22 protein-coding genes are annotated in these 25,703 nt (G+C 33.2%); 10 read left to right on the top strand and 12 right to left on the bottom strand.

What is annotated here, in order from left to right; all coding sequences use genetic code 11:
• Positions 1–342 precede the first annotated feature (342 nt).
• The 5 genes from pckA to H0V01_06370 all read right to left on the bottom strand — a co-directional run bounded on the left by pckA (position 343) and on the right by H0V01_06370 (position 4,982).
• Complete coding sequence (gene pckA / locus H0V01_06390; protein ID MBA2583000.1) at positions 343–1,959, bottom strand: phosphoenolpyruvate carboxykinase (ATP); 1,617 nt, start codon at positions 1,957–1,959, stop codon at positions 343–345.
• A 97-nt stretch (positions 1,960–2,056) separates the two neighbouring features.
• Complete coding sequence (locus tag H0V01_06385) at positions 2,057–2,554, bottom strand: hypothetical protein (protein MBA2582999.1); 498 nt, start codon at positions 2,552–2,554, stop codon at positions 2,057–2,059.
• A complete protein-coding gene (locus H0V01_06380) occupies positions 2,555–4,042 on the bottom strand; it encodes a carboxypeptidase M32 (protein MBA2582998.1) in 1,488 nt (495 codons plus the stop codon).
• A gap of 14 nt (positions 4,043–4,056) precedes the next feature.
• Entirely contained in the window at positions 4,057–4,452 is a 396-nt protein-coding gene (locus H0V01_06375) for a DUF423 domain-containing protein (protein ID MBA2582997.1), read from the bottom strand.
• A 305-nt stretch (positions 4,453–4,757) separates the two neighbouring features.
• Positions 4,758–4,982 carry a hypothetical protein gene (locus tag H0V01_06370; GenBank protein MBA2582996.1) on the bottom strand — a complete coding sequence of 75 codons (225 nt, stop codon included), beginning with the start codon at positions 4,980–4,982 and terminating at the stop codon, positions 4,758–4,760.
• A gap of 172 nt (positions 4,983–5,154) precedes the next feature.
• On the opposite strand from H0V01_06370, the gene H0V01_06365 reads away from it, so the two are divergent.
• Both H0V01_06365 and H0V01_06360 read left to right on the top strand, forming a co-directional pair.
• Positions 5,155–5,748 (top strand): NAD(P)H-dependent oxidoreductase, encoded by a 594-nt coding sequence (locus H0V01_06365; protein ID MBA2582995.1) that lies wholly within the window; start codon positions 5,155–5,157, stop codon positions 5,746–5,748.
• 6 nt (positions 5,749–5,754) lie between these two features.
• Positions 5,755–6,441 carry a ribonuclease Z gene (locus tag H0V01_06360; protein ID MBA2582994.1) on the top strand — a complete coding sequence of 229 codons (687 nt, stop codon included), beginning with the start codon at positions 5,755–5,757 and terminating at the stop codon, positions 6,439–6,441.
• Between the two features lie 32 nt (positions 6,442–6,473).
• On the opposite strand, the gene H0V01_06355 is transcribed toward H0V01_06360, so the two are convergent.
• The 4 genes from H0V01_06355 to H0V01_06340 form a co-directional block, all read right to left on the bottom strand.
• Positions 6,474–7,076, bottom strand: a complete 603-nt coding sequence (locus H0V01_06355) for a thioredoxin family protein (protein ID MBA2582993.1) — start codon at positions 7,074–7,076, stop codon at positions 6,474–6,476.
• A gap of 179 nt (positions 7,077–7,255) precedes the next feature.
• Complete coding sequence (locus tag H0V01_06350; GenBank protein ID MBA2582992.1) at positions 7,256–9,007, bottom strand: peptide MFS transporter; 1,752 nt, start codon at positions 9,005–9,007, stop codon at positions 7,256–7,258.
• 5 nt (positions 9,008–9,012) lie between these two features.
• Positions 9,013–10,944 carry an MFS transporter gene (locus H0V01_06345; GenBank protein MBA2582991.1) on the bottom strand — a complete coding sequence of 644 codons (1,932 nt, stop codon included), beginning with the start codon at positions 10,942–10,944 and terminating at the stop codon, positions 9,013–9,015.
• A gap of 39 nt (positions 10,945–10,983) precedes the next feature.
• Positions 10,984–13,191 (bottom strand): S9 family peptidase, encoded by a 2,208-nt coding sequence (locus H0V01_06340; protein MBA2582990.1) that lies wholly within the window; start codon positions 13,189–13,191, stop codon positions 10,984–10,986.
• 114 nt (positions 13,192–13,305) lie between these two features.
• On the opposite strand from H0V01_06340, the gene H0V01_06335 reads away from it, so the two are divergent.
• Positions 13,306–14,709 (top strand): FAD-binding protein, encoded by a 1,404-nt coding sequence (locus tag H0V01_06335; GenBank protein ID MBA2582989.1) that lies wholly within the window; start codon positions 13,306–13,308, stop codon positions 14,707–14,709.
• 51 nt (positions 14,710–14,760) lie between these two features.
• Here H0V01_06335 and H0V01_06330 read toward each other — a convergent pair whose 3' ends face one another.
• The 3 genes from H0V01_06330 to H0V01_06320 form a co-directional block, all read right to left on the bottom strand.
• Entirely contained in the window at positions 14,761–16,251 is a 1,491-nt protein-coding gene (locus H0V01_06330) for a glyceraldehyde-3-phosphate dehydrogenase (GenBank protein ID MBA2582988.1), read from the bottom strand.
• 137 nt (positions 16,252–16,388) lie between these two features.
• Entirely contained in the window at positions 16,389–17,252 is an 864-nt protein-coding gene (locus H0V01_06325; protein MBA2582987.1) for an RNA polymerase sigma factor RpoD/SigA, read from the bottom strand.
• 228 nt (positions 17,253–17,480) lie between these two features.
• Entirely contained in the window at positions 17,481–18,950 is a 1,470-nt protein-coding gene (locus H0V01_06320; protein MBA2582986.1) for a Do family serine endopeptidase, read from the bottom strand.
• Positions 18,951–19,124: 174 nt separating this feature from the next.
• On the opposite strand from H0V01_06320, the gene H0V01_06315 reads away from it, so the two are divergent.
• The 7 genes from H0V01_06315 (at position 19,125) to H0V01_06285 (ending at position 25,623) form a co-directional block, all read left to right on the top strand.
• Entirely contained in the window at positions 19,125–19,865 is a 741-nt protein-coding gene (locus tag H0V01_06315) for a hypothetical protein (GenBank protein ID MBA2582985.1), read from the top strand.
• Positions 19,855–20,652, top strand: a complete 798-nt coding sequence (locus tag H0V01_06310) for a diaminopimelate epimerase (GenBank protein ID MBA2582984.1) — start codon at positions 19,855–19,857, stop codon at positions 20,650–20,652. Before H0V01_06315 ends, H0V01_06310 begins: the two co-directional genes overlap by 11 nt.
• Entirely contained in the window at positions 20,652–21,191 is a 540-nt protein-coding gene (locus H0V01_06305; GenBank protein MBA2582983.1) for a hypothetical protein, read from the top strand. The genes H0V01_06310 and H0V01_06305 overlap by 1 nt, the downstream gene beginning before the upstream one ends.
• The gene (locus H0V01_06300) at positions 21,188–21,715 is read left to right on the top strand and encodes a GNAT family N-acetyltransferase (protein ID MBA2582982.1); all 528 of its coding nucleotides are present in this window, start codon (positions 21,188–21,190) and stop codon (positions 21,713–21,715) included. The genes H0V01_06305 and H0V01_06300 overlap by 4 nt, the downstream gene beginning before the upstream one ends.
• Positions 21,716–21,717: 2 nt before the next feature.
• Entirely contained in the window at positions 21,718–22,788 is a 1,071-nt protein-coding gene (gene mltG / locus H0V01_06295) for an endolytic transglycosylase MltG (protein MBA2582981.1), read from the top strand.
• 69 nt (positions 22,789–22,857) lie between these two features.
• Complete coding sequence (locus tag H0V01_06290) at positions 22,858–24,276, top strand: phosphoglucomutase/phosphomannomutase family protein (GenBank protein MBA2582980.1); 1,419 nt, start codon at positions 22,858–22,860, stop codon at positions 24,274–24,276.
• A gap of 219 nt (positions 24,277–24,495) precedes the next feature.
• Complete coding sequence (locus H0V01_06285; protein MBA2582979.1) at positions 24,496–25,623, top strand: DUF3494 domain-containing protein; 1,128 nt, start codon at positions 24,496–24,498, stop codon at positions 25,621–25,623.
• The last annotated feature ends 80 nt before the right edge of the window (positions 25,624–25,703 follow it).

The following is a 25,703-nucleotide window of genomic DNA, read 5'->3' as shown; positions in this document are numbered from 1 at the left end:
TTTTTAAATTTACATCTTTCATTACAGCTACGGTTTTAGTTATAGTTATGTTATTTTGTCAACTACAAAATTATAACAACCGTAGCTTTTTTTTTCAAAAAATTCCTTAACTTAATGACATTGCCCGAAGGGGTGAAATTATTGATTGTTTATTTTTATAACACCTCTTCGGGGGGGTGGTTTTAATTGTTGTTATTTTCTGTAATCCATTTTAATTAAAAACATAAAAAAGGGAGTAGATAAACTTGCGTTTCTACTCCCTTTTATTAACATTTAAGTCTTAAAAAGACTTTTCAGTGGCCTCGATTTTACAAAGCTGTTTTTTATTTATTAAATTACAAATTAAGCATTAACTGAAGAAACCTGCGGTGCTGCAGCCAATATTTCTTCACTTGCATATTTCGAATATTGTTCGAAATTTTTAGCAAAAGCTCCAGCAAGATTTGCAGCTTTAGTATCAAATGCTGACTTGTCTTTCCAGGTATCTCTTGCGTTTAAAATTTCATCAGGAACATTTGGACAAGATTTAGGAATAGCAAGTTTGAAAAAGGGAGTTTTGGTATATTCTACATTATCCAATTCTCCATTTAAAGCTGCGGTTATCATTGCTCTTGTATATTTCAATTTAATTCTTTCACCAATACCGTATGGGCCACCAGACCATCCTGTATTTATTAGCCAAACATTCACATTGTGTTCCTTCATCTTTTTGCCAAGTAAATCAGCATATTTTGTTGGATGTAGAGGTAGGAATGCTTTCCCAAAGCACGCTGAGAATGTGGTTTGTGGTTCAGTGATTCCTACTTCAGTTCCGGCAACCTTGGCAGTATATCCTGAAATAAAGTGGTACATGGCTTGTCCTGGGGTAAGTTTTGAAATTGGGGGAATTACACCAAAGGCATCAGCTGTTAAAAAGAAAATATTTTTAGGAGCAGTTCCTACAGAAGGCTCAACAGCATTGTCAATATGATTAATAGGGTAGGCAACTCGGGTGTTTTCTGTTTTTGATGTGTCAGAATAATTAACTGTACGACTATCTTCTATAAATTCAATGTTTTCTAAAAGTGCACCTGCCTTAATGGCATTAAATATTTGTGGTTCCTTTTCTTTAGTAAGATCAATGCATTTTGCATAACATCCACCTTCAAAATTGAATACTTTATTATTTGCCCATCCATGTTCATCATCACCAATTAACCCTCTTTCTGGGTCAGCAGAAAGTGTTGTTTTACCTGTACCAGAGAGTCCGAAGAAAATTGCTGTATCTCCTTTTTTACCAACGTTAGCAGAACAGTGCATGGAAAGCACGTTTTTTTCATGTGGCAAAATATAGTTTAGAACAGAAAAAATTCCTTTTTTAATCTCTCCCGTATAACCTGTACCTCCAATAATAATAATTTTTTTTGTAAAATCTATTATAGCAAAGTTGTGCTGCCTTGTACCATCAATCTCTGGTTCTGCCATAAATCCTGGTGCATTTAATATTACCCATTCAGGATTGAATGTTAGTATCTCTTCTTTTGTAGGTCTAAGGAAAAGGTTATTGGCAAAAAGGTTTGACCATGGAAACTCTGTAACAACTCGAATATTTATTCTGTATTCCGGATCAGCACATGCATAAGAATCTTTTACAAATACTTCTCTTCCAGAAAGGTAAGCAGTAATCCTGTTGTATAAACGATCAAATTTTTCCGGATCAAATTTAATGTTAACATCACCCCACCAGACACTATCTTTGGTATTGTTGTCACAAACAATAAATTTATCTTTTGGAGATCTTCCTGTAAATTCTCCCGTATCGACTGCTAATGCACCTGTATCTGTTAATACTCCTTCGCCTCTTAGTAATGTTTCTTCAACAAGTTCAGCCGGTGTTAAATTCCAAAAAGCTGTGGCTACATTCTTCAATCCAATATCTGCTAGGGTAGCATTTTCAGCTTTTAAACCGATTTCAATCATAATGTTAAATTTAAATTAATACTTAATGAATAAATAAATATATATAATGATAAACGCAAAATTACTTCAAAATTTTTAAAATAGATACTATTAATACCTATCTTTTATGAACACAGGGTTGATTTTCGTTTATATGCACTAAATTACTTTTACCAAGTAAGGAACGGGTTTCTGATATAAATTCCTTTTGTTGTATAGATGATAACTTATTTAAATTGATACAATAATCAACTTCGCCCTCGCGTCCCCACCTTGCCTCCTCATATGCTATCCCTTGGTTGTTTTTTTCAAGAAAATTTGCATATTGCTCCTGAGTTTTAAAATCAATGCCTTCCCCTTTGCTATAAAAGGAAATTACAAGTGAATAAGTTCCATCACCTTGTTTTATGGCTGGTTTTTTATCCATTTGTGGTTTAATAAGCTTTTCCGGTTCTTTAATTTCAATCGTTTCATACTTCTCAATCTTTTGTTCTGCACTGTTTTCTGAAACTGAAACATTTTCTGTTGTTGTGCTTCCTGTATTTGCATTGTTTTTATTATTTGTCTTACATGAGGAGATCGCAGTAATAAGTATAATAATCAAAAGAGTTTTCATTTACAATTTATATAAGTTGGTGTATTTGTTTGTTGCATATTCCATAAAATAATTAAAGTTAAGTTTTTTTCCTGTAACTTTAATACATAATTCTTCGGCTGTATAAAATTTTCCATGTTTATGTATATTTTCACGTAACCATTTTAATAATTCCAGCATATTTCCTTGTTCAATTTGCAATTCTAGGTTTGGAATATCCTGTTTTGCCTTGGCAAAAAATTGTGCAGCATAAAAACTTCCAATTGAATAAGTAGGGAAATAACCAAAACTACCATGAGACCAATGAACATCCTGTAATACTCCTTTTGTATTATCAGGTACATCAATTCCAAGATATGCCTTATACTTTTCATTCCATAATCTTGGAAGGTCTTTTACTTGTATGCTACCTTCAATTAATGCTTTTTCAAGTTCAAATCGAATTATTACATGAAAATGATAAGTAAGTTCATCAGCACTAGTTCTGATAAGCGAAGGTTTTACAATATTCATGGCCTTATAAAAATCTTCAACAGTCGTGTTTTTGAGATTTTCAGGGAAATATTGCTGGAGCTTATCAAAATTAGATTTCCAATAAGGCAAGCTTCTTCCTACATTATTTTCATATAAACGGGATTGAGATTCATGAATTCCCAGTGAAACATATTCTCCGGAGGGTAAGCCATAATTTTCATGATTTAAACCCTGTTCATACAGTGCATGACCGCCTTCATGAATTGTACTCCAAATTATTTCGTTTACATCATTTTCATTAACTCTTGTTGTAACCCTTACATCAAGGGGGTTAAAATGGATGGTAAATGGATGAGAAGATTTGTCTTGTCTTCCAGAGTCAAAGTCGTATCCAATTTGTTTTAGCAGGTGCAAACTAAAATCCCATTGTTTGTCCCCATCAAAATGTTTGAACATAAAAGAATCTTCATTTTGTGGTTTTGAGGAAATTTTTTTTACAAAATCAACAAGCTGGCCTTTTACCTGTTCAAATAATTTTTCAAGATCTTTGGTTGTAGCTCCTGGTTCAAATTCATCAAGAAGGGCATCATAGGGGTGATCAGTAAATCCAATAATAGCACATTCCTGTCTTTTTAAATCAACTATCCTTTCCAGAAAGGGAGCATAAAAATCAAAATCATTGTTTTTTTTCGCTTTTTGCCAAGCTTGAAAAGCCTCAGAAACGGTAATGCTCATTTTCTCAACAAATTCCGTACTGTATTTTTTTCTTTTTTCGTATTCCTTTAAAGATTCCTTTACATTCTTTGTTTCTTCCAGGGAAAGGGATGAATCTTTGTTAAGATTCTGTAAAAGTTCACCTAAATCATCCTTTACTGCTAGATCATGTGCAATGCCTGCCAGAGTTGACAATTGTTGTGCCCTATATAATGCACCATTGGCAGGCATATAAGTTTCCTGATCCCAATGAAGAACAGCAGAGGCAAGGTGTACATCTGCAATTTTCCGCATAAATAAATGATACTTTTTGTAGCTCATGAATTTTTTTATAATTATTTTTTTTTGATTTCAAATCCGGAAAGTGTTAAAAATATCCAGCCAAGAATTAAACTAATGCCACCAAATGGAGTTACTGGGCCAAGTATTCTTAAACCCGGCATATTTAATAATTCCCTTAAAGTAAGCAGGTAAATAGAACCTGAAAACAAAATAATTCCTATTATAAAAGACCAGCTGGCAAAACTGAAAAATTTACTTTGATAATTGAATTGTAAAGAGGCAACACCTATTAAAGCAAGAGAATGATAAAACTGATATTGTACACCGGTTTCAAAGCTATTTAAAAGATCAGGATGTAATATATCTTTTAATGCATGCGCACCCATAGCACCTAAGATGACGGAAATTGCAGCAGAAATCCCTGCTATTATTATTGTGCTTTTTGGCATAAGAAGACAAATATAAAAAAAGAGTCCGGGGTAAATAGCCCCGGGCACTATAATTTTAAGTTTTTATTATCTTTTATAAATTCCAATATGTTGGTTAAGTTCATCAATAGAACTTTATAAAGTAAAAGTATAATAACTTTATACTAAATACCACTTTCATGGCTTATTGCCATAACCATAGGGTAATAAGCATTCCGTCAAAGCCTATTAGTTATTAAATTTCGATTATTCGAGAAGGAAAAATACAATTGGAATTTATGAAATGTTTTGCAATTGTTAATTTATTCTGCTCAACGTTTTTTGAGCTACTTTACCCAAATTTCAATATTGCCAATAATATCTTTTTTAAATACAATTTTAGCAGATTTCAAAGAATACCTTATTTGAATTTTCTGACTTGTAATTAAAACATTTTGAAGCATTTTAGCCCTATCATCATAAGTATTTACGTGAAATGCTTCATTTTCTAATTTTTTTCGGCTGACAATATTGGTTTTAGATAAAGAGATAATTTGCATGTGATTTTTCATTAATATTTGTTGTTAATACTGCCAAATAGGACGAGTGTAAATAAACTATGTATATAAACTGCATAACCTTCACTCAAATTGCCTATATTTCGTATATTTCCTAAAAATAGGAGTAAATTAAAGTGAAAATAAAAAAGGGAATCATGTTTTATTAATATATTCATTCAAAAAATTGAAAAAAACGAACGAAAAGCCACGTATATTAGCTTTTGCGGGAAGCACGAGAAAGGGTTCATTTAATAAAATCATATTAAAATATGCGGTTGAAGGTGCAAAAAGGGCAGGAGCAGAAGTTACCGTTATTGATTTAAAAGATTATCCGATGCCTTTATATGATGGCGATTTGGAAAAGGAAGAGGGAATACCAGAGAAAGGGAAAGAACTTTTTGAACTAATGATTCATAACCATGGATTTTTAATTGCTTCGCCCGAATATAACAGCGGAGTTTCAGGAGTTCTTAAAAATGCAATTGACTGGGTTTCAAGGCCAGTTCCAAATTTTAAACCATTGGCGGCATTTGATGGAAAAGTTGCTGCAATAATAAGCGCTTCTCCTGGAGCATTGGGAGGCATAAGAGGACTTGCTGCGCTTCGTGCCATATTAAGTAATATTAAGGTAATTGTTCTTCCCAATCAAATGGCAGTTCCTAAAGTAAATGATAAGGTTGATGAAACCGGAATCCTGAGGGATGAAAAAAAACAGCATGCATTGGAAGCAATTGGGGAGCATTTAACAGAAATTCTAGTAAAACTGAATGCTAATTAAGCTGTTATGAACATAAAATTTTTAGGCTTTGGTGGCGCATTTGATTATAAACATGGAAATTCTTCGGCAATAATTAATATTGATAATAAAACAATACTTGTTGATTGTGGGTATTCTGTTTTTCCCAGGTTAAGAAAATTGAATATTTCGGAAGAAATCGATTATGTTTTTATTACTCATTTGCATGATGATCATGCAGGAAGCCTATCTAGTTTTCTAATTTACCGTAAACTTTTTTCCACCCCTGTAAAACTTGTTTTCCCTGATTTAGAATTCAAAAACACATTGGAAGCTTACCTTAGTCATTCATTGCAAACACCGAATAAGTATTTTGATTTCATAGATATAAAAGAAACAGCATTTGCTGATTATATAAATACGAAAGATTTTCATGTTAGAAACATGCAAACATATAGTTATATATTTTCAGAAAAATCAAAAAAAATAGTCTTTTCAGGAGATATTAATAATCCTGAATATCTGATAAATCAGTTAGAAAAGAAGGGAATAAGCAAATCAAGTATTTTTTGTGATATCACTTTTGATAAAACAAATAAAGCCCATGCTTTTTATAAAGATATCCAAGAGAAGTACTCTGAACTTGATATAACCGGATACCATTATGATCCGAAAAAGAAGCCTAAAGACTGCAAAGTAAAATTGGTAGGGGAGCAGCCAGAATTGCTGTTTTGAATTGTATAACCGTAACCTTTTGTAGGGAATAGTTATTTTTTAAATTCACTTACAAAGCTTTTCTGAAACTCTTCAAAAGTTTCCTTTTGATACACATTTCCCCCGAAAAACTTTAATATAGGTTCAATCTGTTCAGGTTGGTAGTATCCCTGAACAGGAGTAAGTATGTTCATGTTTTCATCCATATAAACAATAGTCGGGTAGGCAATTTTTCCATTTACAGGGGCAATTACCTGAGTAAGTTCATGTGTTGCATTTCTTCCCCCTCTTGTAGGATCAAAGCCAGGATTAGTGTATGTTTTATCTTTAAAATTCACAGGTTCTCCAGATTCAGCATTGAATTTAACTGCATAATAATTTTTGTTGATATAATCAATGATTACAGCATTTGTAAATGTATTAGCCATCATCATTTTGCATGGACCGCACCAATCAGTATAAACGTCAATCATTATTTTTTTAGGGTTCTTTTTATTTGCTGCAAATGCTTCATCAAAACTCATCCAGGTTATGGTTTTTGCAACAGTTTCTTTTCCTTTTGCTTCTGTTTTAGATGCAACATCTTTGGTTTTTTGAGCCAAGGCAATTGATGATATAAGAAAAAAGCAAAGGAGTATTTGTATAAAAGTTTTCATAGCGATTTTATATTAATTATTGAATAAAGGCAAATATAGTACCAACATCTGTTTAATTAAAATAAAACTTTAAAAAAAGTAGAATATTTGATTTAAGTGAAACTTCTAATTGGATCCATTTTTGAAACAATTATAATTCCATGACTTAGTACCTTATCACTTTTAAGCTAATTACTTGATTAATATATACCGTGCATTAGCCTTTTTAACAAAGGGCGTAGCAATATAATAAGTATTCCTGCTGCTGCAGGAATAAAAAAGAATAATAAAAAGAAAACTGTTAAAGAATATTCAGCAGTTATTTTATCTATCATACCACCTGTTGTTCCTGCCAATTTATTTCCGATAGCTATTGCAAGATACCAAATTCCAAACATAAAGGCAATCATCCTTCCTGGAACTAATTTACTTAAATAGGAAAGCCCCACAGGTGAAAGACATAATTCTCCAAGAGTATGAAATAAATAGGCAAATACGAGCCAAATAAGACTAACAGATGCTATTTTCGCACCCATAGGAATACCAGAGGCGCCATAAGCAAGGGATAAAAAGCCTATTCCTAGCAATATTAGTCCGGAACCATATTTTACTGCAACAGATGGATTGTATTTGCTTTCCCAAAGTTTTGAAAACAATGGAGCGAAAACAATAATAAACAAAGAGTTTAAAACACTAAACCAAGATGCAGGGACTTCCAGGTCTTTCTGCAAATACTGATCATAAAGCATAAAAATTACTGTAATCCAAATAATAAAAAAACTTATGGCTAATAGGATATTTGATAAGGCATATTTAGCAAATGTTTGTTTGAAAAGTCTGTATAGTACCCAATTTATTATGATTAAGGGAATTATTGTAATTAAGGAATTTACAATTCTAAATATATTTGCTGAATTACCATCTAAAACCCTATTTGTGTAATCCTTGGCAAAAATCGTCATTGAACCACCAGCTTGTTCAAAAGCTGCCCAAAAGAAAACAGTGAAAAATGCAAAAATGGAAATTGCAATCATTTTATCCCTGATTACGGGATCATATCTAACAATTCTTGAAACCAATAATATAATAAACAGAATTAAGGCAAACAAAATCATAAAATTTGATCCGTCCATCCCAGCTAAAGTAAAATCAAACAGATTTCTGTTCCAAATTTTGGATAAAGGATCATTGATTATCCAAACCAGACCAATTAATGCACTAAAAAATATAAAAATTTTATCAGTAAATGTAAAGGGATTTAATTTGTCTACGCTTTGTTTTATAGTAAGATTGCTTGTATCCTTATTTGGTTTGCTTCCAACATTACCGAAAATTTTTTGAGCAAAATAAAACTGTAACATTCCAAAAAACATAAAAATTCCTGCAAGGCCAAAACCCCAGTGCCAGCCAATTTGCTCCCCAACATAACCACACAATAAAATGCCTAAAAAAGCCCCTGCATTTACTCCCATGTAAAAAATTGTGTAAGCACCATCCTTTTTTTCAGGATGGTGCTCATACATATGAGATATAATAGAGGTAAGGTTTGGCTTAAAGAAACCATTGCCAATAATTAGAAAAAACAAACCAATATATAAGGTAAATTCAGCATTTAAGGCCATACATGCATGTCCAAGGGTCATTAAAAAAGCTCCCCAAACAACAGCATTTCTGTATCCAATATATTTATCAGCTATAAATCCTCCTAAAATTGGAGTTATATAAACCAAGGAGGTATAAGTACCATATAATGCAAGAGCAGATTCACTTGGCCATGCCCATCCCTCATCAAATAAAGCGGAAGTTAAAAACAGAACAAGTAATGCGCGCATTCCATAATAGGAAAAGCGTTCCCACATCTCTGTGAAAAAAAGCACAAAAAGACCTGCAGGGTGTCCTAAAACATTGGTTTTAAAAAAATCTTCATTCGAAGATAAATCGGATTTTACCATACGAATTAATTAATGGATGGATCAGCAACTTGATAAAGTTCCTGCTCTGGCATTTCTGTTTCATTGTCCTCCGCTCCGTGAGTAAGTCTGTTGAGTGGTTTAAGTAATAAAAGCACAATTAAGCCAAATAAAGCAGTGAAAACAGTTATTCCAAGAAAGGTTCTGAATTCTAATTTTGTTTGAACCTCATCAATTAAATAAACTCCGGAATAATTTAAGGAATTAATAGTATTTACGGATTGGCTGCTTTGCTCATTTTGCGTAAAATTAAATGTTAAATGGTAAGGATTTTCCTTAGTAACATTTTCATTTAATAGGATGTCAAGGATTTCTTGTTTTCTTTCTATTTCCTTAAATCCAATAACACTTAAAACAGGGGCATTGGTTTCACTATCAATGGCAATGAATTGATTGTTTTCAGCATAAATAAGAGTGTTTAAACTGAAATTTTCGCCTTTTTCAATGTTGTTTTTTTTATTCATTAAAAATGGCTCGTTTAAATCCGAGGAGGCAACTAGTTCAATTTTAACCGGTTCACTTTGAGAGACTTCACCCACAATTCCTGATACTTTATTCCCAAGTCCAGTAGCTGCAAAATAAACGCCCATCATTAATGATGCGTATTTAACCGGAGCATTTTTAGTAATAAAGGATAAGGATACCGGGGAAGAACATAGTTCTCCAATTGTGTGCAATAAATAAGCTAAAGCCAACCAATACATGGCCGATTTAACACCATTTAATTCGTATTCCTTTGCTGCAAGAGCCATAAATACAAAGCCTAAGCCCATTATAATGGTTCCTATAGCCATTTTAAATAAGGAGGAGGCTTCTTTGTTTTTTAATTTTCTCTTAGCCCAGAAATTTGCAATTAGAACACCGAATAGGATAATAAATAAGGCATTTAAGGATTGAAACCAAGTGGCAGGAACTTCATTTCCTATTAGTGGTAAAGTAAAAGACAATGCTCGGTCGGTTTTTTCAGAAGCATAAATATTCATAAGACCTCCGGCCTGTTCAAATGCGCCCCAAAATACAATTACAAGTATAAAAGATAGCAACATTACAACATATCTATCCTTCATCACCTGGGTTGTAAGATCTTTGTAAATCATTAACATCATAGCTGTAACTAAAGTCAGGAAGATGAAAAGCAGACCATAAGGAATAGATACTGCAAAAACCCAATACAATGAGAATAGCATCAATACAGATGAAATCATAAGCTGTAAAGGAGAGGAAAAAAGATCTTTTAACAAACTTCCAATTGAAGCACTATTGTTTAGTTCAGCTTTGGATAATAGATTACCCACATTAATTAAATACTTTTGCCCCCACATGTAAACTACCAATCCAAATGCCATTGCAATTCCGGCAAGTCCAAAACCATAATGCCAACCAATGCTTTCGCCAACATATCCTACAATTAAACTCGACAAAAAGGCACCTAAGTTAATACCAATATAAAAAATTGTAAACCCTTTGTCCCTTCTTACATCACCTTCCTTATATAGTCCACCTACCATGGTAGATATGTTTGGTTTTAAAAGGCCAACTCCTGCAATTATCAAGGAAAGACCAAGGTAAAAGGCCCACATTGTTTCAACAGCAAGAATTCCGTGTCCAAATACTAAAATAATTCCACCTATCAATACTGCTTTTTTCTGCCCAAAAACTTTATCAGCCAGAATTCCTCCTGGTATGGAAACAATATATACTAACATAGTGTACCATCCATAAAGAGCAAGAGCTTCGGCAGAAGTCCAACCTAAACCAGCATTCCCTCCCGTAGTTGCGCTTACTAAATACAAAACCAGAATTGCACGCATTCCATAATAAGAGAATCGTTCCCACATCTCAGTGAAGAATAAAACATACAGTCCAATAGGATGTCCGAATAATTCCTTTTGTTTTTCCATAGGTGAAGTAATTGCCATTGTATAGAATTATTAATTTAAATTATGTAAAATAAATTCTTATAAATTTTGGAATATGAAGTCAGACATTTTTCCAAAAAGATGTAAACGAGTAGTACCTCCATAAATTCCATGATTTTTATCCGGATAAATATGAGAATCAAATTGCTTATTGCTTTTAATTAAAGAAGTTGTCATTTCAACGGTGTTTTGAAAATGAACGTTGTCATCTGCAGTACCGTGAATAATCAAGTATTTTCCTTTAAGTTTGGCAGTATGGTTTATAGGAGAATTTTCATCATAACCATTTGCATTCTCCTGTGGGGTTCTCATATACCTCTCGGTGTAAATAGTATCGTAAAAACGCCAATTGGTTACTGGTGCAACTGCTATAGCAGCCTTGAAATAATCAGCTCCTTTAGTAATGCACAATGATGACATATATCCACCATAACTCCATCCTTGTACTCCTATTCTCTTAGAATCTATATAATCAAGAGTGCCAAGATGCTTTGCAGTTTCAATCATGTCTATTGTTTCGAATTTGCCAAGTTGCAAATAAGTAAGGTTTTTAAATTCCGCTCCTCTTGCACCTGTACCTCTGGTGTCCACAGAAACAACAATGTAGCCCTTCTGTGCAAGGTATTGATGCCATATGTAATTGGATCCATCAAAATGATCTTTAACAGTTTGAGAACCAGGTCCATTATAAATAGTAATAAAGACAGGATATTTATTATTGGAATTGAAGTTTGGAGGCTTTATCATCCAGCAATTCAGTTGAACATTTTCAGAGGTATTAAAATTGAAAAATTCTTTTTTGCTGAAATTGAATTTTTCTAATGTGCCTTTTAACTCTTCATTGTCTTTTAATTTTCTTAGTTCTTTTCCATTGGCAGCATGTAAACTGATGTATTCAGGAGTATTGGCGCTAGAATATTCATTGATGAAATTTTTAAATCCTTTGCTGAAACTTGCATCATTCCAGCCTTTATTAATGGATAATTTTGATTTTCCTTTTCCATCAACATTTATTGAATAAACGTTTCTTTCCATGGGTGATGTTTCGGCAGATTGAAAATAAACAATACCGTTTTTTTCATTTATTCCATAAAAACTAGTCACATCCCATTTGCCCTTAGTGATTTGATTTACAAGCTTTCCTTTTAAATCATATAAATAAATATGATTGAATCCGTCTTTTTCACTTAGCCAAATGAAATGCTTTTTGTCTTCAAGGTAAAAAAGTTTATCATCGCTTCCATCAATATAGGTATTACTTGTTTCGGTGAATATTACATTGGTTTTATAGGAAACCTCGGATACTGTTGCCAGATTGCAATTGAGTATTTCCATTTTATTCTGAAGTCTGTTTAACCGTTGAATACTTAATACATCAGGATTTGCAGTCCATTGGATTCTGGGAATATATTGATCAGTTTCCTTTCCTATGTCTATTTTTCTATTCTCATTGTTGTTTAAGTTGTATACAAATATCTCCACCACTGCGTTTTTCTCTCCGGCTTTTGGATATTTATATTTGTATTCAGAAGGATATAGGGAGTTATAAGTTGTCATTGAAAATTCCTTTACATCCGTTTCATCGAATTTATAATAAGCTAATTTTTTCCCATCGGTTGACCAAAAGAATGCCTTATTAAAACTGAATTCTTCTTCATAAACCCAATCAGTTGAACCATTGATTATTTTATTGAATTCACCATCAGTAGTAACTTGTTTTTCAGTTCCATCCTTAAGGTTCTTAATAAATAAGTTGTTTTCTCTTACAAAAGCAACATTGTTTAATTCAGGTGAAAATGAAGCATATTGTTGTTTTCCTCCATTTGATAGGGGAAAAAGTTTTTTGGAACTAATGTCATAAACATAGTACTCTGAACGAGTTGAATGCCTATAAATCTGTTCTGTTTCAGTGGCAATTAATAATTTACTTTCATCAGCACTAAATTGGTAATCTTCTATATTAATTACTTTAGAATTATCCTGAAGTTTTAGTTCCGTTGATTTCAGAATTCTTCCTATTAATTCGCCAGTTTCATAGGAATATTGATTAATCTCCTGGTAATTTTCTCCATGGTCTAAGGTAGTATAATGTAAACCATTCTCCATTGAATTAATTCCATAAACTCCTTCTTGGGCAAAAATGCGGGATGCCCATATTTCTTCAAGTTTTACATCCTTTTTTACTTGCTGCGCAAAAATGGAAAAAGGGATTAATATAATCAGTGTTAAAAAAGAAGCTTTTCTCATTTTACTATCCATATTGATTAAATTTGCAAAAATTAATTTGCCGAAAATAACATTTATGATTGATTTTACTGCGGATTTTTGTAAAAACTCTACTAATTAAAATTTTATCCATTTATGAAATATGAAAAAATAACACCCGATTTGCTTGATGAATTAAGAAACGTAGTAGGTAATGGTCATATTCTGTATGATAAAGATTCTTTTCAAAAGTATGGGAAAGATGAAACAGAAGACTTGGTTTTTTTTCCAGAGGTTGTATTAAAACCTTCAACTGCCATTGAAATTTCAGAAATAGTGAAAATATGCAACAAGAATAAAATACCTGTAACACCAAGGGGGGCTGGCACTGGTTTAAGCGGAGGGGCTTTACCTGTATTTGGGGGTGTTTTATTATCTTTGGAGAAATTCAATAAAATTATTGAAATAGATGAGCGCAATCTACAGGCTATTGTTGAGCCAGGAGTGATAACACAAGTCTTTCAGGAAGCTGTGGCGGAGAAGGGATTATTTTATCCCCCTGATCCATCCAGTAGGGGAAGTTGTTTTTTAGGAGGAAATATAGCGGAAAATGCAGGAGGTCCAAAAGCTGTAAAATATGGAGTTACCAGGGATTATGTGTTGTCTCTGGAACTCGTTTTGCCAACTGGGGAAATAATAGTAACTGGAGCCAGGGTTCTTAAAAATTCAACAGGTTACAATCTTACTCAATTGATAATTGGGAGTGAGGGGACTTTGGGAATTGTAACAAAAATAATTTTCAAATTGCTGCCCTTGCCAAAACATACTATATTAATGCTTGTTCCATTTTTTAATGCGGAAAAAGCTTGTGAGGCGGTTTCTGCTGTATTCAGAGCAGGTATTATCCCTTCAGCACTTGAATTTATGGAACGAGATGCCATAGATTGGGCAATAAAATATGTTGAAGGAGTAAATATGAATATTAAAGATGAGGTTCAAGCTCATCTTTTGGTAGAAGTGGATGGTAATGATCCTGAACAGCTTTTTTTAACAGCAGAGGCAATTTCAGAGGTAATGGTAAATTATGATTGTGATGAAATTTTATTTGCTGAAACTGCTGCTCAAAAAGATGACTTATGGAAATTAAGAAGAAGAGTAGCAGAGGCAGTTAAGGCAAATTCAATTTATAAGGAAGAGGATACGGTTGTTCCAAGAGCTGAATTGCCCAAGCTTTTAAAAGCAGTTAAAGAAATTGGAAATAAATATGGATTTAAATCGGTTTGTTACGGACATGCCGGAGACGGAAATCTGCATGTAAATATAATAAAAGGAGATTTAAGCGATGAAGACTGGAACAATAATTTAAAAGAAGGTATCCGGGAAATTTTTAAATACACCGTTAAATTGGGAGGAACAATTAGCGGAGAACATGGAATAGGGTGGGTGCAGAAGGAATTTATGGATATAGCAATTGATAAAAAGAGTATAGAGCTTCAAAAATCCATAAAGAAATTATTTGATCCCAATGAGATTCTGAATCCAGGAAAAATATTTCAATAAAAAAAGCCATCATTAGGATGGCTTTTTTTATTGAAAATGTATACTGAATAATTAATAATATTTCAAACGAATAACATCAGCAAGGTGTTTGGCTAAACGCATTACTTGACGGGTGTAGCCATACTCGTTATCATACCATACGTACAAAACAACATTCTTTTGATCTTTTGAAACAATGGTAGCAGGGCTATCAACAATAGCAGCGCAGGGGTTTCCTACAAGGTCAGTGGAAACTAACTCATTGAAATAGGAATATTGAATTTGTTCAACTAATTCTCCATTTAATGCTGCATCACGTAAAAGTGCATTAACTTGATCCTTTGTTGTGGTATTTTTAATAGTTAAACTTAAAATAGCAAGAGATACATCTGGAGTTGGTACCCTTACAGCATTGCCTGTTAGTTTTCCAGCTAAACCAGGAATAACTTTGGCAACGGCTTTATCAGCTCCAGTTTCAGTAATTACTAAATTTAATGCCGCTGAACGGCCTCTTCTGTATTTTTTATGGTAATTGTCCAACAAGTTTTGATCATTTGTATAGGAATGAATGGTTTCAATATGTCCTCTTTCAATACCTAAAGAATTTTCAATAACCTGTAAAACAGGGACTATAGCATTGGTTGTACATGACGCTGCGGAAAAAATTTGTTCCTTTTCAAGGTTAAGCGTTTCATGATTCACTCCGTATACCACATTTGGAATATCACCTTGTCCAGGGGCTGTTAAAAGTACCTGATTAATTCCTTTTGCCAATAAATGTTTGCTTAATCCTTCACGGTCCCTGGATACACCTGTATTATCAATAATAAGGGCATTATGTATTCCATACGATTCATAATCAGTTGATTCAGGAGAGTTTGCGGCAATCATTTTAATTGTGTGGCCATTAACAATAAGTGCTTTGTTTTCAAAATCCTCAATTATTGTACCTGGAAATGGCCCATGTACAGAGTCAACTCTTAATAGATCAGCTCTTTTGGTAATATCCTCATCCGTGTTACTCCTTGTTACTATAGCTTTTAATCTTAACTGTTCCCCTTTTCCAGCTTGAGAGATTAATTCTCTTGCAGCAAGACGTCCAATTCTTCCGAATCCGTAAAGAACAACATCTTTTGCTTTCATTGTCCTTTTATCCTTACCTATATATTGGGTAAGTTTATTGGAAACAAAATCACTTTTAGATTTAAAATCTGCTTTTTCCTTTAACCACTGGGCATTAAGTTTTCCAATATCAATTCTTGATGGAGCCAGATCAAGTTTTAATAATTCTTTAGAAAGCTCCAGAGTGTCTGTAATATTAATGGATTGCTTTACAATATTTTTGGCATATTGGTGCAGGTTAAGTATTTCACTCGCACTTCTATCCACTAACTGGTTACGGAAAACAATAAGTTCAACAGATTTGTCAAACCATAATTGTCCAACAATACTTATTAATTCAATTGCAGATTTTTCAAATTCAATCCATTCTTTGAGTTCTGATTCATAGGATTTTCCATTGAGTGGATGTTTTGCTTTTTGTAGTTCCTGTTCTGCTAACATTTCTGGTGTCATAGCTTAAAATTAAAAGGTGATTGTTAAAGAATTGCAAAAATAAAAAATTGATTAATCTAAATTAAATAAATAATCAAGATTAATCAATTTTAAATGCAATGATTTTTTTAAGAAAAATATAAATATTAGCCAAGATAAGCTTTTAGTAATTTGCTTCTGGAAGTGTGTCTTAATCTTCTGATTGCTTTTTCTTTAATTTGTCTTACTCTTTCACGAGTTAAGTCGAATTTTGCACCTATTTCTTCGAGTGTTAATCCATGGTTCATCCCGATACCGAAAAAAAGTTTTATTACATCACGTTCTCTTTCTGTTAAGGTTGCAAGTGAACGTTCAATTTCTCTTTGTAGAGATTCATTCATTAGGCTAGTGTCAGCTCTTGGAGAATCAGAATTAATAAGTACATCTAATAAACTGCTGTCTTCCCCTTGAATAAGCGGTGCGTCCATGGAAACATGTCTTCCAGATACTTTCATAGTATCGGCAACTTTATCCTCTGGAATATCAAGAATGAAAGCTAGCTCCTCAGCGCTAGGTTCACGTTCAAATTCCTGTTCAAGTTTAGAAAAAGCCTTATTTATTTTGTTTAAAGAACCAACCTGGTTAAGAGGAAGTCTTACAATTCTTGATTGTTCTGCTAGAGCCTGTAAAATTGATTGACGAATCCACCAAACAGCGTAGGATATGAATTTAAAACCCCTTGTTTCATCAAAACGCTGAGCAGCTTTAATCAAACCTAAATTTCCTTCATTAATTAAATCGGGTAAACTTAAGCCTTGATTTTGATATTGTTTAGCAACAGAAACAACAAAACGCAAATTAGCTCTTGTTAATCTTTCAAGAGCAGCTTGATCTCCAGCTTTAATTCTTTGAGCCAGTTTAACCTCTTCCTCAGCATTAATGAGCTCTTCACGCCCAATTTCCTGAAGATATTTATCAAGGGAGGCACTCTCCCTGTTGGTAATGGATTTCGTAATTTTTAACTGTCTCATGAGGATTGGGGGATTTATTTTAACAAGAAAACTATTTAACTATTTAAATATTTTACATAGGATAAAATTTCTGCAAAGAAAGGTTTTTTTTTACTCAAAAACAACACAAATGGACTTTGTTTTATTAAAGTTTGAAATCTAAATTAAGCCAACAGCAAAAAAACTTAGAGCAGTATGTTAACGAAAGGACTTTAGTTATTATTATCAAAAAAAGATTTAAAATATGCATTATAATCCGAATCCGTAATAAGCGCGCATTCCATTTGGATATACGCCTTCGATTAATGTTCCTCCTTTTAAATTTTCAAGGGCTGAAATAACATCTTCAGGTGAGAGAATTTCCTGCTTGTCGATACGAGTAATAATAAAGCTTTCCTGAACACCTGCTGACTGAAGTTTTCCAGGGCCAAGTCTTTCAACTTTTGCCCCTCCTTGAATTTTTAATCTTTTCATTTCAGTTTTGGTTACAGGTGCAAAGACAGCACCCAGGGCACTTGTTTTTTCTTTAGAATCTGTTTTATCATTAGAAACCGAGGTTGCACCATTCAGACTTTTTAATGTGACTTTAATAATTTTTTCATTTCCGTTTCTAATTATTGTTACTTCAATTTTATCTCCTGGACGGTATTTGCTAATTTGTTCCTGTAGCTCAGGAACGCTGTTTATATCGCGTTCTTCTATTTTGGTTATTACATCACCTTGTTTTATACCTGCTGCAATTGCTGATCCTCCTTCGGTAAGACCTGCTACAAATACACCTTTTAGTTCTTTCAGGTTATGATCCTGAGCAAATCTGGAATCAATATCAGTAATACTTACTCCTAAAAATGCCCTTTGCACTTCACCAAATTCAATTAAATCCTTGCTTACTTTTTTTACAATATTTACAGGTATTGCAAAAGAGTAGCCGCTAAAAAATCCTGTTCCAGAAGCAATTGCGGTATTAATTCCAACAAGTTCACCATTGATATTTACCAGGGCCCCTCCGCTGTTTCCTGGATTTACTGCAGCATCAGTTTGAATAAATGATTCAATAGGGAAAATACCTTTAGCAGCATCTTGTTGTAAAATGTTAATGCTTCTTCCTTTTGCACTTACAATTCCAGCAGTAACAGTGGAAGTTAAATTAAAAGGATTTCCAACAGCCAATACCCACTCACCAATACGAACTTTGTCTGAATTTCCAAAAGTAATATAAGGTAAATCTTTTGCCTTGATTTTTAAAAGGGCTAAATCTGTTGTAGGGTCAGTGCCGATTACTTTTGCCTCATAGGTTGTCCTGTTATTTAAAACCACTTCTATTTTATCTGCATTTGTTATTACGTGGTTATTGGTTACAATGTAACCATCATCAGAGATAATAACTCCTGAGCCAGCAGAAAGCTGAGTATGAGGTCGAGGTTGAATTTCCCCACCTCTAAAAAAATACTCAAAGGGGTCAAATTCTTCTGTTGTGGTTTGTGTAACTGTTGTAACGTGAACCACAGAATTAACTGTCATTTCTGCAGCCATAACAAAATCAGACCCTGATGCAGCTGCTTTATCTGGAAGTGTATAATTTACAGGAAATGTTCTGTTGTCAGTTAATAATTCCTTATGCCTTGAATTGTTTTCTTTAAATTCAGAGATTCCAAGGGCTGTAAATCCACCTATGATGGCAATTAGAAAGGCTCCTGCTGTATTTTTTAGGATTCGCATAGGACTGTTTGCTTTTAATTTACTAAAAATCATTCCTATCTACAATAACAAAAACTATGCCTTCAAAATTATGTTAAGGGAAAAAAAATTCGAATTATTAATTTTGTCAAAAATCAATAATTGTCATTATTTAAAATTAGTTTTGTAACTTTAATTTCTGACTATTAATCGGGAATGGCAAATCGAATTTTTATTTTAATTATTGGTGTATTATTAGGAATAATACTTGGAGGAGGCATTTTCTGGTTTTTATCAGGATTTAGCGGAAAAAATATTTTTATTGTTAACCAGCAGACCTCAAAAAATGAGAAAGACACCTTTAAAAGTGGAAAATCATATAATGGGAACAACAAAGAGTTGAATAGAGTTGAAAAATCTTTAGAAAAGATTAATTTAGCAAAGGATATCTCAGATACAATAACCCTTGAAAGAACTGAATCTTCCGATTTAACCAAGCAATCAATTGTTGATACCAACCTTTTGGCCACTAATTTAGACTCATTATATTATTCTCCCGATAATTTTGAAGAGCAAATAGTTGTAAAAAAGGATGAATTGTTATCATCAAAAAATATTAACCTCATTGATCTTAACTTAAAGCCGGTTACTATTAAATTTGCCAAGGATTCCCTGGCACAAATTACAAGTGGAATAAAGGAACCACCTGCATTAAGTACCATTAATGTTGAGTTCTGGAAATCGCCAATCAATTACAAGGGCTATAAAATGAGTCGTAACAAATTAGTGATTTTTGGTTTACAAGAATCGGAAAACCCTAAAATAATTAAGCTAAGTGATAATTTGTTTTTAAAGAATTTTGATAAAGTGTATAGAATTCAAAAAAATACTGATTTTAGATCTTTGGAACTTGTAACTGATCCTGAAATTCTCAATTTACTCAACCTTGACTCTTAATTTTTCAAAATATCAAGGTACAGGCAACGATTTTATTCTAATTGATAACCGCCAATTAACATTTCCAAGCAGCAATATTTCTGTTATTGAAAAATTATGCCATAGAAAATTTGGTGTTGGAGCCGATGGCCTAATGCTTTTGCAAAACAAGGCTGGGTATGATTTTGAGATGGTATATTTTAATGCAGATGGAAGGCAAAGTTCAATGTGTGGAAATGGAGGCAGATGTATTGCTGCTTTTGCAGCATCCCTTGATATAATTAATCAAAAGGGATTTTTTTGGGCTATAGATGGTGAACATTTAGTTGAAATAAAAAAAAGGAATGAAATTGAAATGGAAATTAGTCTTAAAATGACTGATGTGGTAAAGATAAAAGATTTCAATAGTTGTTTTGTCCTGGATACTGGTTCACCACATTATATAATGTTTACAGAAAACATTGAGAACATTAATGTTACAAAAATGGGTAAGCAAATTCGTAATAGTGAATCCTTTTTGAAAGATGGAATAAATGTCAATTTTGTTGAAGTGAATGAAAACGTACTCAAAGTAAGAACTTATGAAAGAGGAGTTGAGGATGAAACTTTGTCCTGTGGCACAGGTGTTACAGCAGCAGTTTTGGCAGCCATGTATTCAGGAAGAATAACCAATACAGCATCAGTGGATGTTAAGGTGCCAGGTGGAAATTTAAAGGTTTATTTTTCAAATTCAGGTTCTGGGAATTTTTCTGATATTTGGCTTGAAGGCCCTGCAACATTTGTTTTTAGCGGTAAAATTGATATTTAATGCCTGTTTTTACTATTTTTGATATATTATCTCCAGAAAAAAGACAATTCTATACAGGTTTTTACCTTGGACTTGTATATCTTGATAGAATTCCTCCCCATTTAATTTTTATATTAGAAGGAAAAATTTATTCTATAACTACCAAAGGAAATCAAGCGGGAACACCTGTTGAAGTATTGTTAAAGACTATTTCCCAAAAACAAATTCAATCTCTATTTTTTAAAATTAATCCTAAGGTTTTAAAGATGGATCAAAATTCAGCAAAAGAATCAATGGATCGAATAATGCAAAAATATTCAGGAATTAAGGATGATATTACCTGTTTATCGCCATTAAAAGATTTTTTTTCTGCAAATTTGTCGGCTGATTTTAATCAAGCCTCTGTTGTTTTCCATTTAATAAGCGAATTATACAAGCATAAGTGTATATTGAATGTATATCAACTGTTCATGGAAAGCAGGATTTTAGACAATAATATTGAACTTGAAACGTACAGCATTGTTGATGTCCGTAATAGAATTAAACATTTAGATCAATGAACTCATTAATAGGTGCAAATGTAAGTTTAAGGGCATTAGAACCTAAAGATGCCCAAATATTGTATGAGTGGGAAAATGATGCGGAAGTGTGGAAGGTTAGCAATACACTTGTTCCGTTTTCAATGCACCTTTTAGAAATATATGTAAATTCTGCCCAGGATATTTATTTAAATAAGCAGCTTCGTTTTATGATTTGCCTTAAGGACAAGGCAATTGGCACTATCGATTTATTTGATTATGAGCCTTTCCATCAGAGGGCTGGAGTAGGTATTATCATCGCGGATAAAAGTCAAAGGCAAAAGGGTTACGCCTCTGAAGCTCTTGGTATTATTGTTGATTATTGTTTTTCGATTTTGTTTTTACATCAGTTGTATTGCAATATAGAATCATCAAATGAACAAAGTTTAAAATTGTTTTTAGCCAAAGATTTTTCAATAGTAGGAGTTAAAAAAGACTGGAATAGGACCAGTGATAGCTTTAATGATGAGTATCTTTTGCAGTTGATTAATTATAACCAATATTAGAAATGGCGAAAAAGAAAAAGGGAGGAAAATCATTTATTATAAAGATTATTATTGCTGTTTTTTTGATATTAATGTTGGGAGGTGGTTTTTGGGCTTATGACAAGTACAAGATGATACACCTACCCAATGTGTTTTTAGGAAAACAAACAAAACAACATTTATATATTCCCACAGGTTCTTCAATGCAGGATGTTGTGAACATATTATATGAAAATGGTTATATTATAAATAAAAGTTCCTTTGAATGGCTTGCAGAGCAAAAGAATTACAGAAATCATGTTTACCCGGGGAAATATTTAATAAAAACCGGTATGAGCAACAACAAGCTTATTGATCTATTACGTTCAGGGGAACAAGAGCCAATAAAACTAACTTTTAATTCAATTCGAACAAAAGAGCAACTAGCAGGACGTATAGGTTTACAAATAGAGGCTGATTCATTATCATTGATTAAATTGATTGAGGATGTAAATTTCCTTGCTACAAAATATAAAATGGGCCCTGAAAGTGCTTTAACATTATTTATTCCAAATACCTATGAATTTTATTGGAATACATCAGCAGAACAATTTTTAGACCGCATGGCCAAGGAATATAAAGCTTTTTGGACAGAAGACCGAAAGGCAAAATCAAGGCAAATTGGTTTAACTCAGTCAGAAGTTACAATTCTTGCTTCTATAGTTCAGGCTGAGCAAGCAAGGCACAATGATGAAAAACCAATTATCGCGGGATTATATCTTAACAGGCTAAAAAAAGGAATGCGACTTGAATCAGATCCAACACTCGTTTATGCTCATGGCGATTTTTCAATTAACAGGGTTTTGAATATTCATAAAGAAATAAATTCCCCCTATAATACATATAGAAATGCTGGATTGCCACCTGGTCCAATCAATCTTCCGGAAGTAACTTCCCTTGATGCTGTTTTAAATTTTAAAAAGAATGATTATATATTTATGTGTGCAAAGGAAGATTTTTCGGGTTATCATAATTTTTCCAAAACCCTTGAGCAACATGGAATTTATGCTCAAAAATATCGAGCGGCCTTAAATAAGCGTAAAATAATGAAGTAATTCATTTTTTAATATTCATACAGTACTTTATTTCTCCTTTAAAAATATTCAATCTATAAAAATAAACAAATGACTAAGATAAAATTCGGCACAGATGGATGGAGGGCAATTATTGCTAAAGATTTCACCACAGATAATGTGGCGAGAGTAACACAAGCAACGGCTACATGGCTAAATGAGAATTTTGAAAATCCATCTGTTGTAATCGGGCATGATTGCCGCTTTGCAGGAGAGTTGTTTGCCCAAACCGCAGCTATTGTGATGGCTGTAAATGGCGTTAAAGTTAAACTGGCAAAAGATTTTGTGTCAACCCCTATGATATCGTTAGGAGCAAATAAACTAAAAACCAGTCTTGGAATAATTATTACAGCAAGTCACAATCCGCCTTCCTATAATGGATTTAAACTTAAAGGCGGATATGGTGGGCCACTGTTACCTTTAAAAGTGCAGGAAATTGAGGATTTAATTAAGGATGAAAATCATGTAGAACTTGATACCTATACTGTTGAGGATTTTCAAAAAAAAGGCCTTATTGAATATACCGACCTTGAAAGCATGTATGTGGAGCATGTTGAGGCAAATTTTGATTTGGATTCCATAAGGAATTCCGGTCTTGAACTTGCGTTCGATGCCATGTTTGGCTCCGGGCAAAATGTTATGCGCAGGCTTTTTCCAGACATAACTTTTCTTCATTGTGATTATAACCCTTCATTTGAAGGACAGGCTCCTGAGCCAATTCATAAAAACCTGCTTGAATTTTCAGAAACCATAAAAATGGCAGGAAACATCGATTGTGGACTTGCAGTAGATGGAGATGCTGATAGAATAGGTCTTTATGACAGTAAGGGGAATTTTATAGATTCACATCATATCATCCTTTTACTAATTCATTATCTTGTAAAATATAAAGGACTCAAAGGAAAAGTGTGTACTGCATTTTCAACAACTGTAAAGATTAAAAAAATGTGTAAACACTATGGTTTGGAACTTGAAGTAGTTAAAATCGGGTTTAAATACATTTGTGAAATAATGCTAAAAGAAGATGTTTTAATAGGAGGAGAGGAATCCGGTGGAATTGCAGTAAAGGGCCATATCCCTGAACGTGATGGAATTTGGATGGGGATGGTAATTTGGGAATATATGGCTAAATCAGGAAAATCTTTGAATGAGCTTATTGAGGAAGTATATGAAATTACGGGTAAATTTGCTTTTGAACGTTCTGATCTTCATTTAAATGAGGAAATAAAAAACAAAATTGTTAACAATTGCCGCAACAACAATTACTCAGGTTTTGGGAATTATAAAATTGAAAGAACCGAAAACCTTGATGGGTATAAATATTTTTTCAACGATGATGAATGGTTAATGATAAGGGCTTCAGGAACTGAACCTGTATTGAGAACCTATGCAGAATCAGAAACCAGGGAAAAGGCTTTTGAAATTCTTAAAACTGTAGAAAAACATTTGCTGGAAAATTTAACATTTTGAATTACTAAAGGAAATTTCTAAAATTAGTTGAAAAAAAAGAGAGTTGTTCATTTACAACGCTCTTTTTTTTATACTTTTTTTGCACTATAACCTGAATAATATGTGAATTATATAACATTTGATTTTTATTGTGTAATACTTGATCAATTCAAAAACTTCACCTTTGTTAAGTGATAATTTATCACATCCCTTTAAACCAAAAATTTAAAACAAATAATCATGAAAAATCAAAAAGTTTTAATTAGCCGATCAAAGTTTAGAATAATTCCAATACTGGCTTTGCTGTCAATAATACTGGTTGTTGGATGTAAAAAAGACAAAACCGATGATCCATTGCCAAAGGCTCCTACTGTAGTTTCAATTAGTCCGGCTAACGACTTAACCGGAGTTGAAAGAAACAGTGAGATAATAGTAAATTTCAGTGACAGAATGGATATTTCAAGCATCACTGCTTCTACTTTTATTTTAAAGCATGGTACAACTGTAGTTTTAGGTACGGTTTCATGCTGGGGGAAAACAGCACGATTTAAGCCAACAAATGAATTGTCTGCCAACACTACTTATACGGTAACAATAACTACGGGAGTTGAAAATTCGGCAGATGTTCCACTTGAAAACAAGTTTGTATCTATTTTTACAACTAAGGCAGCACCAGGTACAGGTCCTGGTACGGGAACGGGTTCAAATCTTACAGCAGTAAATCTTGGGGCAGCTGGAAATTATGTGATACTTGCAAAAACAGCAATAAATAATAGTCCTACTTCAGATATAACAGGAGATTTGGGATTAAGTCCAGCAGCTACTTCATACATTACAGGTTTTTCGTTAACAAATGCAACAGGATATGCTACATCGGCACAGGTAACAGGGAAAATATATGCAGCAGATATGGTAACACCAACATCGGATAATCTTACAACGGCAGTAACCAATATGATTACGGCCTATAATGATGCAGCAGGGCGTCCAACACCAGATTATACTGAATTGGGAACTGGAAATATAGGAGGTAAGACACTTTCTGCCGGACTTTATAAATGGACAAGTACCGTTACTATGCCAAGTAGTGTTACACTCTCTGGAAGTTCTACTGATGTTTGGATTTTTCAGATTTCAGGAGATCTTTCTGTAAGTTCTTCAGTAAACATTACACTAAGTGGAGGTGCACTGGCAAAAAACATTTTTTGGCAAGTAGCAGGTGAAGTAACCATTGGGACAGCAGCTAAATTCCAAGGAGTTATTTTGACTCAAACTGCCGTTACTCTTGGTACAGGAGCAACACTTAATGGCAGGGCTTTGGCGCAAACTGCAGTAATCTTGGATAGTAATATTATTACAACGCCTTAATATTTTAAGTTGTTATTTAGCTCTATTAATTAGAATAAAAGATTAAAAAAAGAGGCAGGAATATTAAATTTCCTGCCTCT

The organism is Bacteroidota bacterium (genome assembly GCA_013696965.1).
Taxonomy (GTDB): domain Bacteria; phylum Bacteroidota; class Bacteroidia; order JACCXN01; family JACCXN01; genus JACCXN01.
Note: the sequence above shows the minus strand (reverse complement) of the source record. Positions and strands in the feature narration are given on the sequence as shown.